The sequence below is a fragment of the Hymenobacter koreensis genome, from assembly GCF_039541855.1.
Classification (GTDB): Bacteria; Bacteroidota; Bacteroidia; order Cytophagales; family Hymenobacteraceae; genus Solirubrum; species Solirubrum koreensis.
Map to the genome: position 1 here is coordinate 523,375 of NZ_BAABHA010000001.1, position 13,529 is coordinate 536,903.

Annotated in this window: 12 protein-coding genes; 5 read left to right on the forward strand and 7 right to left on the reverse strand. The window is 59.2% G+C overall.

Translation table 11 applies throughout. The features are described 5' to 3' along the window. The first annotated feature begins 7 nt into the window (after positions 1 to 7). A complete protein-coding gene (locus tag ABD903_RS02360) occupies positions 8 to 811 on the forward strand; it encodes a DUF3667 domain-containing protein (RefSeq protein WP_345221019.1) in 804 nt (267 codons plus the stop codon). Positions 812 to 862: 51 nt separating this feature from the next. On the opposite strand, the gene ABD903_RS02365 is transcribed toward ABD903_RS02360, so the two are convergent. Further along, complete coding sequence (locus ABD903_RS02365; protein WP_345221021.1) at positions 863 to 1,822, reverse strand: YitT family protein; 960 nt, start codon at positions 1,820 to 1,822, stop codon at positions 863 to 865. A gap of 201 nt (positions 1,823 to 2,023) precedes the next feature. Here ABD903_RS02365 and ABD903_RS02370 point away from each other — a divergent pair, with 201 nt between their 5' ends. After that, positions 2,024 to 2,407, forward strand: coding sequence for a DUF805 domain-containing protein (locus ABD903_RS02370; protein ID WP_345221023.1), 384 nt, complete (start codon positions 2,024 to 2,026; stop codon positions 2,405 to 2,407). 10 nt (positions 2,408 to 2,417) lie between these two features. On the opposite strand, the gene ABD903_RS02375 is transcribed toward ABD903_RS02370, so the two are convergent. Then, positions 2,418 to 4,085 (reverse strand): S8 family peptidase, encoded by a 1,668-nt coding sequence (locus ABD903_RS02375; protein WP_345221025.1) that lies wholly within the window; start codon positions 4,083 to 4,085, stop codon positions 2,418 to 2,420. Positions 4,086 to 4,243: 158 nt separating this feature from the next. On the opposite strand from ABD903_RS02375, the gene ABD903_RS02380 reads away from it, so the two are divergent. The 3 genes from ABD903_RS02380 to ABD903_RS02390 all read left to right on the forward strand — a co-directional run bounded on the left by ABD903_RS02380 (position 4,244) and on the right by ABD903_RS02390 (position 8,971). Then, entirely contained in the window at positions 4,244 to 6,832 is a 2,589-nt protein-coding gene (locus tag ABD903_RS02380; RefSeq protein WP_345221027.1) for a PIG-L family deacetylase, read from the forward strand. A 286-nt stretch (positions 6,833 to 7,118) separates the two neighbouring features. Further along, on the forward strand, positions 7,119 to 7,265 hold the full coding sequence (locus ABD903_RS02385; RefSeq protein WP_345221029.1) for a hypothetical protein: 147 nt from the start codon (positions 7,119 to 7,121) through the stop codon (positions 7,263 to 7,265). Beyond that, positions 7,262 to 8,971, forward strand: a complete 1,710-nt coding sequence (locus ABD903_RS02390; RefSeq protein ID WP_345221031.1) for a sodium:solute symporter family protein — start codon at positions 7,262 to 7,264, stop codon at positions 8,969 to 8,971. The genes ABD903_RS02385 and ABD903_RS02390 overlap by 4 nt, the downstream gene beginning before the upstream one ends. A 295-nt stretch (positions 8,972 to 9,266) precedes the next feature. Here the strand turns inward: ABD903_RS02390 and ABD903_RS02395 are convergent, their stop codons facing one another. The 5 genes from ABD903_RS02395 to ABD903_RS02415 form a co-directional block, all read right to left on the reverse strand. Then, the gene (locus ABD903_RS02395) at positions 9,267 to 10,139 is read right to left on the reverse strand and encodes a DUF2911 domain-containing protein (RefSeq protein WP_345221033.1); all 873 of its coding nucleotides are present in this window, start codon (positions 10,137 to 10,139) and stop codon (positions 9,267 to 9,269) included. 106 nt (positions 10,140 to 10,245) lie between these two features. After that, positions 10,246 to 10,494: a hypothetical protein gene (locus ABD903_RS02400; protein ID WP_345221035.1), complete on the reverse strand. Its 249-nt coding sequence runs from the start codon at positions 10,492 to 10,494 to the stop codon at positions 10,246 to 10,248. Positions 10,495 to 10,522: 28 nt separating this feature from the next. Then, a complete protein-coding gene (locus ABD903_RS02405; protein ID WP_345221037.1) occupies positions 10,523 to 11,047 on the reverse strand; it encodes a hypothetical protein in 525 nt (174 codons plus the stop codon). A gap of 21 nt (positions 11,048 to 11,068) precedes the next feature. Then, positions 11,069 to 12,904, reverse strand: a complete 1,836-nt coding sequence (locus tag ABD903_RS02410) for an ABC transporter ATP-binding protein (protein WP_345221040.1) — start codon at positions 12,902 to 12,904, stop codon at positions 11,069 to 11,071. A gap of 77 nt (positions 12,905 to 12,981) precedes the next feature. Next, complete coding sequence (locus ABD903_RS02415) at positions 12,982 to 13,470, reverse strand: energy transducer TonB (RefSeq protein ID WP_345221042.1); 489 nt, start codon at positions 13,468 to 13,470, stop codon at positions 12,982 to 12,984. Positions 13,471 to 13,529 lie beyond the last annotated feature (59 nt).

Consider the following 13,529-nt stretch of genomic DNA (forward strand, 5'->3'; position numbering starts at 1 on the left):
CCGCGCCATGAACCCCGCACCCGCGCCTGCCGCCGAAAGCCATCCAACCACCACCGAAGCCTGCGTGAACTGCGCGCAACCCCTAGCTACTGGGCCATTCTGCCCGTACTGCGGCCAGGCCCGACCGCACCGGCTTTCCGTGGGGCACCTGCTGCACGAACTGGTTCACGTGTTTACCCACGCCGACAAAAGCATCTTTGCCTACGCCCGGCAAGTGCTGCTGCACCCCGGCCGGGTGGTGTCCGATTACTTAGCGGGCCGCCGCAAGCGCTACTTTAATCCGTTTCAGTTTTTGCTGCTGATGGCGGGTTTTGTTACCACCCTAAACCTCGTGCTGAAGTACTACGAAGGCACGGCTGCTAGCATTCAGGCGCAGTTCCGGGGCTATTTTTCGAACGAGCAAGTAGAACGGGTAGGCCAGTATTTTGAGCATGTGGGCAAGTACTACAACCTGTGGTGGCTGCTGCTGCTGTTGCCCCTGTTTGCGCTAATAACGTGGCTGGTGTATTACAAACGGCTGAATTACGCGGAGGCCTTTTTTGTGCAGGTGGTAACGGGAGCCGCGTTTCACCTGTGGTTTTTGGTGGCACTCTTCCCCATGCTGTGGCTTACGAACGGCAAACCCGGCACCTACTCCAGCATACTACAGAGCGTTTTGCTGCTGATTTACTTAGTGCTGGTAGGACGCCGGGGGCTGGGCCTTACCTGGGGCGGCGCGGTATGGCGAGCCGCTGCGGTGGTGGGAATAGGTATGGCGTTAAGCTGGCAGCTGAATGGGCTGTTGTTTCGGTGGTATGTGTTTTGGCGGTAGGCCGTTACGGCCATCCTTGCAGGTGCAGCATACGCGTTGTTCGGGTGCAGCTTAATGCAGCGGCCGCTTCTTGATTAAGCCGCCGTGGGTGTCCTTAATGCTGTGCATCAGCAGGAATGCCCGGTGGTCGATGGCCTCTACCTCGCTTTTGAGTCGGGTTACCTCCAGGCGGGTAACGGCGGTAAACACGATATCCATGTTCTGCTGCTGGTGGCCGTGGCCGCCGTACCCGCTGCGCCCCGCGTACAGGGTTACGCCGTGGCCCAGCTTTTCGGTAATCATGCTCCGAATAGCCTCGCTGTGCACCGAAATAATAGTGACGCCGGTGTATTCCTCCAGACCATCAATCATGAAATCGACGGTTTTGGCTGCCGAGAGGTAAGCCAGAATGGAGTACAAAGCCGTTTCAACCGACAAGAGGTAGGCGGCCACGGCAAAAATCAGCACGTTGATGAGCAGAATCACGTCGCCAACGCTCAAGGGAGTTTTGCGGCTGATGAAGACGGCCGTTATTTCGGTGCCGTCTAGTACGCCGCCGCCGCGGATGGTGAGGCCGATGCCCGCGCCCAGAAAGAAGCCGCCGAACACCGAAATCAGCAGCTTGTCCTGAGTGAGAACCGGGAAGGTAAACAGCCACAGCACCAACGCCAGGCCCAGAATGGCCAGCAAGGTTTTGATGGCCACCACGCGGTCGAGCTGCCGGTAGGCCAGCAGCACAAATGGCGCGTTAATCACGATAATGAGAATGGACAGCGGCCAGCCCGTAACCTCCGCCACCAGCAGCGACATGCCGGTTACACCCCCGTCGATGAAGTCGTTCGGCAGCAAAAAGCCCTTCAGGCCCAGGGCCGCCGAAAAAATTCCCGCCACTATGAGGGCCGCGTTAAGCAACTGGCCGCGCAGCAGCCGCAGGGCCCCGGGCCGCGGTGGTTGGCCGGACGCACCAGACGGCATTCCGTTGGGGAGTTGCGGGCGCACTAGGTTCTGGGTGGAAGGCTGCTGGGTAGGCATGGGCGCAGGGCGATGAATGAGCTTACAAGTACGCCAAAAAGCCCCTTTGGCTGCTTTTGTCTGGTCGGGACGGTGCCAGTGGAGCGAATGGCCGCCCGCAAAGCAGCCTGAAAATCAGGGTTTGCCAGGGCCAGGGTTTTTGGGTAAATAGCCCTATTAACGCCACCATACCAAGCGGTTCCGCCGCTTATTTGCTGCTTTATGTTCTCTTTTTTATCCTTTCGCGGGCGTTTGCGCCGCCGTAGCTATTTCTTTCTGAACCTGCTGGTGTCGCTGCCGCTGTATTTCCTCTCGCTCATTATTGACGAAACGGCGCCGCCAACGGCTTTTGTGCTGCTGTTGCTGCTGTTTGTTATCAGCATCGGGCAAAGCATCAAGCGGTTTCACGACATGAACCTGAGCGGCTGGCTAACCCTGTTGCTGGTGGTGCCTATCCTGAACGTGCTCCTGAGCATCGGGCTGACGTTTGTAGACGGCAGCCACGGCCCCAACCGCTTCGGCGCCGATGCCAAAGGCCGGGCGGCGTGGGCTCCAACGCAAACGGCCGCGACCCAAAGCTGGACCGCGGCCGAAACTGCAGACTAACGGTGGCGGCTTACTTGCCCGAAGCCGCGCCGCCCTTGGCACTGCCCGTTTGGGCTTGCTGGGCTAATTCCACGGCGCGGTACAGGTTTACCACGCCGCCCGTGCTGGAAAGCGTGGTGAAATCCACGGTGCCTTTGCCGCCGGGCTTGCGCACCTTGGTGCGCACCGGCTCGGCCGATTGCATGATGATGCGCTTCAGATCGGTAGCCGAAAGCTGGGGGTAGTACGATTTCAGCACCGCTGCTACGCCCGCCACCGTGGGCGCGGCCATGCTGGTGCCGCTTTCGTTGCCATACTTGCTGCCGGGCATGGTGGAGTAAATGCCCACGCCGGGCGCAAAAACGTCCACACGCTTGCCGTAGTTCGAGAAGTCGGCTACCAGGCTTTCGTTGTTGGTGCTGGCCGAAGCGCCTACCGTCAGAAAATTCGGGTGGGCCGTGGTGGTTTTACCTTTCTGGAGCACTGGCGCTGGGTAGTGGGTAACCGCGTCAATGTCGTTGGACTCGTTGCCGGCCGCGTGCACCAGCAGCACGCCTTTACTGGCGGCGTAGGCAATGGCATCGTCCACGGCCTCGCGCTGGGGCGAGTAATACTTGCCGAAGCTCATGTTGATGATGCTGGCGCCGTTATCCACCGCGTAGCGAATGGCGTTGGCCACGTCCTTGTCGCGCTCGTCGCCGTTGGGCACGGCACGCAGCGCCATAATTTGCACCGGCGAACCAGCCACGCCCTGAATACCGAGGTTGTTCTGGCGGTCGGCGGCAATAATACCGGCTACGTGGGTACCGTGCAGGGCGTCGGGGCCGGTTACATCGGCGTTGCCGTAGTTGCGCTCCTTCACGTTATTCTCGTCGTCGCCCACGATGTTACGCGGGTTGAAATCGAGGTTCAGCGAGTAATCCAAGTGCTTTTTGGTTTCCACCGCGGCCTTCTGCATCTGGTCCACTACCGATTCCATATCGGGCTGGCCGGAGGCTTTCAGGCTGCCGTAGAGCTGCGAGGTGAGCTGCAGTAATTGGCGGTCGGTTACGGGCGGCTTGCGCAGCACGGCCGTGTCAAGACGCTGCACGCCCAGCACCTGCTTGAGCTGGCCGGTAATGCTTTGGAGCTGCTGGCTGAGCGGCCCCAGCTCTTTGTACTGCTGGGTTTCCTCGGCTACTTTCTTGTCGTAATCCTTTTTTACGCGCTGGTACAGGTCGTACTCGGCCTGCTTGGCCTTAGGTACCTGGGTGCGGGTTTTGCCTTCGTAAAGCGGCTTCAGGCGGGCTACGATGCGGGTTTCCTCGTAGGTATCCATGTCCACGTTCTTGCCGTCTTTGCCGCCCAAAAAGCTCCAGCCGTGCATGTCGTCCACGTAGCCGTTGCCGTCGTCGTCTTTGCCGTTGCCGGCAATTTCGCGGGGGTTTTTCCACAGCACGCTCTTTAAATCGGCGTGGGCGGTGTCCACGCCCGAGTCGATAACGGCCACCACTACGGCCGTGGGCACGCGGCCTTTCAGCAGCTCACTGTACGTGCGGTCGGTACTGATGCCCATCACGTTATTGGCCTTGGGGTCGAGGTGGGTCCACTGCGCAGCTGCGGGAGCAGCCGGCGCGGCGGTGCCTTGGGCGAACGATGCGGCGGGAAGTAAGAGAGCAAAACCAAGCGTGGCCAGCCACGGACGGGAGTGTAAACGCATGCAACGGGGCGCCAAAAAACGCGCTATTAGAAAAGATGGAGGTCGGAATATAGGCTAGGGACGGGCTTTACCGGAAACTGTTGCCCACCCAAAGGGTTTTTTACTCGCCTCCCTAAACCCATACCTTTACCTGCCTCGTTCCAATTTCGACTTTTCGAATGCGTATTCCTCGCCTCCGTGCCGCGCTGCTGGCTTTGCTGGTTGCACACGGTAACTTGTTCAGTGCCCAGGCGCAAGCCCCCAAAACCTACTCGTCTTCCGAAATTCTGCTGGGCCTGAAAAAGCTCAACGTCCTCGGCTCGGTGCTCTACATTGCCGCCCACCCCGACGACGAAAACACCCGCCTGATTTCCTACATGGCCAACGGCCGCCTGCTGGAAACCGGCTACCTCAGCTGCACCCGCGGCGACGGCGGCCAGAACCTCATCGGCCCGGAGCTGCGCGAACAGCTCGGCGTAATCCGCACCCAGGAGCTGCTGGCCGCCCGGCGCATCGATGGCGGCAAGCAGTTTTTCACCCGCGCCAACGACTTCGGCTTCAGCAAAACCGCCGAGGAAACCTTCACCATCTGGGACAAAGAACAGGTATTGGCCGACATGGTCTGGGTGATTCGCCAGCGCCGCCCCGACGTGCTCATCACCCGTTTCCCGCCCGATGCCCGCGCCGGCCACGGCCACCACACCGCTTCAGCCATCCTCGCCGCCGAAGCCTTCGACGCCGCCGGCGACCCAAAGCGTTTTCCCGAGCAGCTGAAATACGTGCAGCCCTGGCAGCCCAAGCGCCTGTTCTGGAACACCGGCTCCTTCTTCGTGAAGCCCGGCGAAAACATGGACGGCTACCTGAAACTCGATGCCGGCGGCTACAACCCTTTGCTGGGCCAGAGCTACGGCGAAATTGCCGCCCGCAGCCGCTCACAGCACCGTTCCCAAGGTTTCGGCTCGGCCGCTACGCGCGGTGAGGCGCTGGAGTATTTGCAGTTCACAAAAGGGGAGAAGGCCAGCAAAGACCCGTTTGAGGGCATTGACATGAGCTGGAGCCGCGTGAAAGGGGGGGCGGCCGTGGGGAAATTGGTGGAGGACGTGATTAAGAAATACGACCCAGCCAATCCATCGGCTTCGGTTACAGGGCTGCTGAAGGTGCGGGCGGCAATAGATAAAATGCCCGGAGCAGACTTCTGGAAAACGGAAAAAAGGGAGAAGATAGATGAGTTGGTGTATGCCTGCCTGGGGTTGAGTCTGACTGCTAATGCGTCAGAAGCTACAGCTACGCCCGGAAACCAGGTTAACTTATCCATCGAAGCGTTGAATCGTTCTTCGTTGCCAGTAACGCTCAAGTGGTTTGAAGCTCCTGCTATAGATGGGGAGTTGGCTGCTGTGGGCAACTCAGCGCGAAAAAGCTTGGATGAGGCGCTTGTAAATGGCAAACCCGTCGCTAAGCAGGTTACGATTACGGCACCTACTAAACTTTTTCCTTCTCAACCTTACTGGTTGCGGGAAACGGGGACTACCGGTATGTATCGCGTGCCCGATGTCGTAGAGAATTATACCTGGCCCGAACATCCACAACAGGCAAACCGGGTGGAGAGCTGGGAAGTGCTAGGCACTCCTGAGAACCCGCCCGTAAGTGAAGTACTATTTAAAGTGGAAGTAGCTGGCACAGCGCTTTATTACTCTAAGCCCGTCCAATACAAACGTACCGACCCTGTCTACGGCGAACTGTACCGCCCGCTAACCGTGGTACCACCGGTAGCCGTGAACATCATCGGCCAGGCCTACGTGTTTGCCGATAACCAGCCCAAAACCGTTCCTGTTAACCTGAAAGCCGGCCGCGCTGATGCCCGCGGCACCGTGGCGCTGCAAGTGCCTGCCGGCTGGAAAGTGGAGCCCGCCAGCATTCCGTTCGACATTAAGAACAGGGACGAGGAGCGCACCGTGAGCTTCCAGGTGCAGCCCGTAGGCAACCAGGAAAGCAGTACCCAGCTCCGCGCCGTGGCTACTGTGGATGGGCAGTCCTACACCCGCGGCATCCAGACCATCAACTACCCGCACATTCCGGTGCAAACGCTGTTCCCCGAGGCCGTGGCCCCGCTGGTGAAGCTCGACCTGAAGCGCCGCGCCGACAACATCGGCTACCTCATGGGCGCCGGCGACGAAGTGCCCGACGCCCTGCGCCAGCTCGGCTACAACGTAACCCTGCTCAAGCCCGAGGAGCTGACCGCCGACAAGCTCAAGCGCTACGACGCCGTGGTGCTGGGCGTGCGCGCCTACAACACCATCGACCGCCTCAAGTACCAGCAGAAAGAACTGCTCGAATACGTGGAACGCGGCGGCAACCTGGTGGTGCAGTACACCGTGAGCCGGGGCACCGTGCTGCCCGAAATCGGCCCGTACCCGCTTAAACTCAGCAACGACCGGGTAACCGTGGAAAACGCACCGGTACGCTTCCTCAAGCCCCAACACCCGCTGCTGAACACGCCCAACAAAATCACCAGCAAGGATTTTGAAGGCTGGCAGCAGGAGCAGGGCTTGTACTACCCCAGTGAGTGGGACCCCAAATACCAGCCCGTCATCAGCAGCAACGACCCCGGCGAGAAGCCCAAAGACAGCGCCATTCTCGTGGCCGATTACGGCAAAGGCCACTACATCTACACCGGCCTCTCGTTCTTCCGCGAGCTGCCCGCCGGCGTGCCCGGCGCCTACCGCCTCATCACCAACATGATTGAGCTGGGCAAGGACAAGGCGAATTAGCACGAACAAGCTCCCCTCCTCAGATGAGGAGGGGATGTTGCCGCTTTAGCGGCAACGGGGGGGTGACCGGCAGCCGCGCCGCGTGGTTCGTCCTCGGCCCCACTCGGTAAACGGGGGGCTAGGCCGGACAGGCCCGGCGTAAACAACGTCAGCAACGATTGTCAACCACCCCGGCCAAGCCTACGGCTTGGCGTCCCCTCCTCGTCTGAGGAGGGGAGTTTCGTTCTTTGCCGGCGCAGCCTCGCACAATTCTTGTTGTTCTTCGCATTCCATTTCCCGCTTTTCAATGCCCCTTCCCGCTCACCCGCCCACCGAAAACGACAACTCGCCGCCTTTGCTGCCTACCTGGCGGGGGTGGTACACGCTGGTTTTGGCCGCCCTGGCCGCCGAAATCTGCTTTTTCGTGTGGCTTAGCAACTGGTTGAGCGCATGAGCAACCTCGATTGGCTGGTGCTGGCCGGTACCCTGGCCCTTATTGTGGGCTACGGCACCTGGCGCACCCGCAAAGCCGGTAACACCCTCGATGGCTTCCTGCTGGGCGGGCGCAACACCCGCTGGTGGGGCGTGGGCCTGAGCATTATTGCTACCCAGGCCTCGGCCATTACGTTCCTGAGTACGCCCGGCCAGGCCTACGCCGACGGCATGCGGTTTATTCAGTTCTACTTTGGCCTGCCCGTGGCCATGGTCCTGATTTCCATAGTGGCCGTGCCCATTTACCAGCGCCTGCGGGTATTCACGGCCTACGAGTACCTGCAAACCCGCTTCGATGGGCGTACGCGCACCCTGGCGGCCAGCTTGTTTCTGCTGCAGCGCGGGCTGAGCAACGGGCTGTCGTTGTATGCGCCGGCGCTGGTGCTGTCGGCGGTGCTGGGCTGGAGTCCTTCGGTTACGGTAGTGCTGCTGGGTACGCTCATTATTGCCTATACCGTGAGCGGCGGCACCCGCGCCGTTACCATCACGCAGCAATGGCAGGTGGCCGTTATTTTCAGTGGCATGGCCACGGCCGGCTACCTGCTGGTGCATTACCTGCCGCCCCAGGTTGGCTTTTCCGATGCCATGCACGTGGCGGGCCGCATGGGCAAGCTGAACCTCGTCGACTTCAATTTCAGCTGGACCGACCGCTACAACTTCTGGACCGGCATGACCGGCGGCTTGTTCCTCGCCCTCTCGTACTTCGGCACCGACCAAAGCCAGGTGCAGCGCTACCTCTCGGGCCAAAGCATCACGCAAAGCCGCTTGGGCTTGCTTATGAACGGCCTCGTGAAAGTGCCCATGCAGTTCGGCATTCTGCTGATTGGGGTGCTGCTATTCGTGTTTTATCTGTTTCAGCCGGCTCCGCTCACTTTTAACCGCCCCGCTTACGAGAAGGTGATGAGCGGCCCCGCGTCAGCCGAAGCCCGTCAGCTGGAGCAAACCTATGCCTCCGTGCAAACTGCGCAGCACGCCGCCGCTACCGCCCTCGTAGCAGCCCAACGCGCTCAGAATCCGGTGGCTGAAAACCTGGCCCAGCAACGGCTGCAAACCACCCAGGCTGCATCAGCCGGGGTGCGTACCGCCTGGACCGAGCTCGTGCGCCGCACCGACCCCGGTGCCGACGCCAAGGACACCGATTACGTGTTCATCTCCTTTGTGCTGCGTTACCTCCCGCGCGGCCTCGTGGGCTTGCTGGTGGCCGTGGTACTGAGTGCCGCCATGAGTTCCGCTGCCGGCGGCCTTAACTCCTTGGGCTCTACCAGCGTCATCGATTTGTACCGGCCGGCCCTGGGTGGCCGCATTCGTTCCGAAGAGCATTTGGTAAAAGCCTCGCGCTGGCTCACCATTGGCTGGGGCGTGCTGGGCATTGGGTTTGCGCTGTTTGCGGCCCAAATGGAAAACCTTATTCAGGCCGTGAACATCTTGGGGTCTTTGTTCTACGGCACCATTTTGGGCATTTTCGCAGTGGCGTTTTTTCAGAAACACATCAACGGCCGGGCCGTGTTTTTGGCGGCGGTTATTACCCAGCTCGTGACGCTGGTCTTGTTCTGGACGACCACCATTGCCTACCTCTGGTACAATATCCTGGGCTGCTTTTTGGTGATGGGCATAGCCGAAATCATCGAGCGGAATGCACCCAAACCGGTCAAGCAGCTAGTGAGTTAAGGCCCTCTTTTCCGAGGCCTCACGGGATTCCTCCAGGGCACAGCCTCCGTGGGCCTCACCCCCCGCCCCCCTCTCCCGTGGAGAGGGGGAGCCACGCTAAACAACCTCAGCAACATCAGCAACGATTGCGGCAGCTGCGGCTAGCGCCTGCGCCACCGCTTGGAGCCGCGTTGTTAGAAAGCCCAAAACCGAAGCGGGGCCGCCGAGCTAAGCTCGGCGGCCCCGCAATCGTTGCTGAGGTTGCTGATGGCTGGCTCCCCCTCTCCCCTAGGAGAGGGGGCGGGGGGTGAGGCCCTTACTTGCCTTTCTTGGCTTCGGCAATCAGGTCTTCGTTCATCTTCACGTAGTCGGCGTTCTTGGCATCAAGCGCCAGCTTGCGCGACTGTTCGGCAGCTGCAGTAGCGCCTTTGTAGTCCTTCAGCTTCATCTTGATTTTAGCTTCAGTGTGCACGTTCCAGAACTTGGGCTCGTTGGCGTTGGCCTTCGAAATCCATTCGGCGGCTTGCTTCAGGTCCTTGTTGTTGTCGTAGTAGTACACGGCGGCAGCGGCCAGGTCGTTAGCCGAAGGCGAGGCGTTCTTCACGACTTTCTCGTCGATCTGGGCCATTACCTTGGGGTCTACGTCGGTGGCTACTTTGAGCTTCACGCCGGTGAATTCCCACATCATGTCCAGGTTGGCCGTGGCGGGGGTGAGGTCGGAGAAACCAATGGTGAAGGTTTCCACCTTGTTGCCCAGTTTGTAGGTCTTCACGTTTACGCGAGCCACGTCCTGGTCGTCCTTGAAGCCGTCAACGTCGGCGCCTTGCTTGGTGCTCTTGTTGAACACCACCAGCCACTCGGCCTTGTTGGGAATGGTGTAAATGCCGTACTCACCAGCCGGAATTTTCTTGCCCTCCACGGTCACGTCGTCGGAGAACTTGATGGTGGTGGTTTGGTTAGCACCCGTACGCCACCGCTTACCAATTGGCATGAGCGTGCCCATGGCCGTGCGGCCTTTCAGGCTGGGGCGCGAGTACGTAACGGTTACGTCGGTAAGACCCACGCGCTGCGTTACCGTGCTTTTGGGGCTGGCGGCCGGCGTGCTGATCTGGGCTTGGGCGGCCGGAGCCGAAAAGAAGAGGGCGGCTGCCAGGGCAGGAGCGGCCAGCAGCGAAGTCCGGTTCAACATGAAGGGAAATGGTAAAAGAGTGTGATTATGGGCGTAAAAGTACGGGTTTCGGCGGATGGGCACGAAGCGAACCTTTGCTTTCCGCAAGACAACCGGCAAGGGCCCCTCAGGTTCCCAAAGCTTGTCCGTTTACCAGCAGCCGCGCCAACGAATCGTGGTGGTGCAGCAGCCGGTGAAAGCGCATCAACGACAAGCCCGAATACTCGCCGTAAATCACAAAGCGCACCGACGTAGGGGAGTCACTCCAGCCGCGGCTGAAACGGGCATTGGCGTCCATGGCCTCGTAGAAAAGCGCCTTTACTGTTAGCACGTCGAGGTGATTTTCACTGAACGTGACGTGGAGGCGGGTTTGCACAACGCAACTAAAGAAGAAACGATAAACCTTACTTAATGTAAATGCCTTTACGATTTAACAGTTGCAGCAAGTCTGTCGTCTGGCTAGGCGGCACCAAACGGTTTATGTCTAAGTATAATGCGCCGTTGTCGCCAACAAATAGCAGCAACCAATTTCCATAATGCCACGCTCGGTGCACAGTAGACCAGTTTATTTCTGTACGGGCTACTTGATTTTCGCTTACAATAATGGCATCCGATAATTGGAAAGTAGTAGCAAACCGCGAGGTCAAACTAGCCGCAAACTGCTTGAGCACCATTATTTTCATCCGGCGTAGCAAGAACCAGGGCATAGACAACAAGCCTAGCAGCATTAAGCCAAGCAAGATAGGTGGATCCACATGGGTATCAGCATATTGCCAGTACGCCGCTGCAAATCGTAACACCACGAGCACGACTAGCCCCGCGTAGATTAGCAAACGACTGCGGGCCGCCCAGAACTTTTGACGGAGTAGAATAGAGTTGATTTGTACATAATCTTCCTTTGGAATTATAACCTCTTTAATTTCAATCATAGCTCTAATATAATTTGCTTCCTACGTCAGCTCAAACTGCAACTTCAGCAGATTGGCGTACAGGCCGTTCTCGTTGTCGCTCAGCTCCTCGTGCGAGCCTTGCTCCACAATGCGGCCGCCGTCGATAACCAGAATCTTATCGACCTTCCGAATGGTACTCAAACGGTGGGCAATGATGATGCTGGTGCGGTTCTGCATCAGCTCGTCCATGGCCTGTTGCACCAGCTTCTCGCTTTCCGAGTCGAGGGCCGAGGTGGCTTCGTCGAGCAGCAGAATGGCCGGGTTTTTCAGGATGGCGCGGGCAATGGCAATGCGCTGGCGTTGCCCGCCCGAAAGCTTAATTCCCCGCTCACCCACTATCGTTTCCAAGCCTTCGGGGAAGCTCTGGATAAACTGCCAAGCGTTGGCGCGGCGGGCGGCGTCGATGATGTCGGCCTCGGAGGCATCGGGGCGGCCGTAGAGAATGTTCTCGCGAATGGTGCCGCCAAAGAGCAGCGTTTCCTGCGGCACAATACCAATGTGCTGCCGGAGCTCAGTCAGGTCGAGTTGGTTGAGGTCGTGCCCATCGATGCGGATGTGGCCGCCGCTGAGCTCGTAGAAGTGCATAAGCAGCTGCACAATAGTGGATTTGCCCGCGCCCGAAGGCCCTACCAACGCCACTTTCTCGCCGGCTTCAATGCTGAAACTGATGTCTTTGAGTACCGCCAAATCGGGGCGCGTGGGGTAGTGGAACTGCACATTCTCGTACTCAATATCACCACGTAGCTGTACCGGAGCTTGGCCAGCCGGTTTAGCGCGGTGCACGGGCTCGGATTCTTCATCGAGGGTTTCCAGAATACGCTCCGAGGCGCCCAGGGTGCTTTGCACTTTGCCGTAAAGCTCACCCAATCCGCCTACCGAGGCGCCAATGAAAATGGTGTACAGAGCAAAGGAGGTCAGGTCGCCGATGGTCATTTGGCCCGCGGCTACTAGCGAAGCGGCCCGCCACAGCACCAGAATAATGCCGCCGAACAGGCCAATAATTACGAACGACACGAAGCCGCCGCGGTAGAGGTTGCTGCGTAGCGCGGCCCGCGTGGTAGCCATCAGCGAGTTGCCGTAGCGCAGGGTTTCAAACTGCTCGTTGGTAAACGCCTTCACCGAGTTAATGCCCTGCAGCGTCTCTTCCACAATCACGTTGGTTTTGGCCAGCTCGTCTTGGGTGGCTTTGGCCAGCACCCGAATTTTACGGCCGAACACCATGGCTACCACTACAATGGGCGGAAAAGTGAGCAGCATGAACAGCGACAGTTTCACCGACACCATCATGATAAAGGCAATGCCTACCACCAGCGTCATCACCTGCCGAAACAGCTCGGCCAGCGTCAGGGAAAACGAGTCCTGAATCTGGGCTACATCAGACGTAATGCGCGAGGTAATAGCGCCCACGCGGTTCTTCTCGAAGTACGGAATGGGCAGCGACACAAACTTGGCGTAGAGCGCCTGCCGAATGTCGCGCACAGTAAATTCGCTCACCTGCGTGAACAGCCAAATACGGCCGAACGAGAACAGACCCTGCAGCAGGATAACCCCAAACAGGCCCATGGCAATTTGGCTGATGCTGAGCGTGAAGCCATTGGGCAGCACAAAGGGCTTGCCGTTGGCGGCATCGGTGAGCTTGCCAATTACCCATGGAAAGCACATGGTGGTGGCGCTCGACAGCAGCAACAGCAGCAAGCCGATAAAAAACTTGACGCGGTAAGGCCGCACAAAGCGGAAAATCCGCAGCCCGTGCTGGATCGTCTCTTTGGTGAGTTTTGCTTTGGGTACGTCGGTGCCGGCGTTGCCGCTGGTATTCAATCCGCTTCTAGCTGCCATTATATCTCATGCGAAGAAGGGGGCAAGCACAACGGAAATGGCCCGTGGCTCAACCGCCTCCACTTCTTCAGTCGTCTCTACTCAAACTTTACTTTACTCTTCTCCACTTTCAGGTCCTGCGAGTACCCAAACGGAACGGGCAGCTGCACCGGCACGGCCACCGGCTGGCCTTTGCGCAATGCTGGCTTCCAGGCGGGCATGGCGGCAATAACCCGCAGGGCTTCGGCGTCGCATTCGGGCGAGAGGCCTTTTACCACTTTAGCCTCGGAAGCATGACCGTCGGTGCCCACGGTGAAGCCCACCAAAACTTGCCCGGAAAGCCCCTTGCTGCGGGCGGCTTCGGGGTACTGCACGTTTTCCTGGAAATACTGACCAAGAGCCTGAGCACCACCGGCGTATTGCGGAGCTACATCTGGGCGGTTGGCGGCGGGCTTGGCCTGCACCTGCATACGGCCGGGGCGCAGCACGGTAGGCTGTTTGGCCGCAGCTGGCGCGGGAGCCGGCGTGGTTTGGGCCGAAACGGCACCAGCAGCCAGCAGCAGAAACGCGAGTAAGGTGTATTTCACAGGACGAAGTGGGCTGGCCACGGGCGCGGGGCCCCGAATTGTTCAACTCGGGGGCCCGC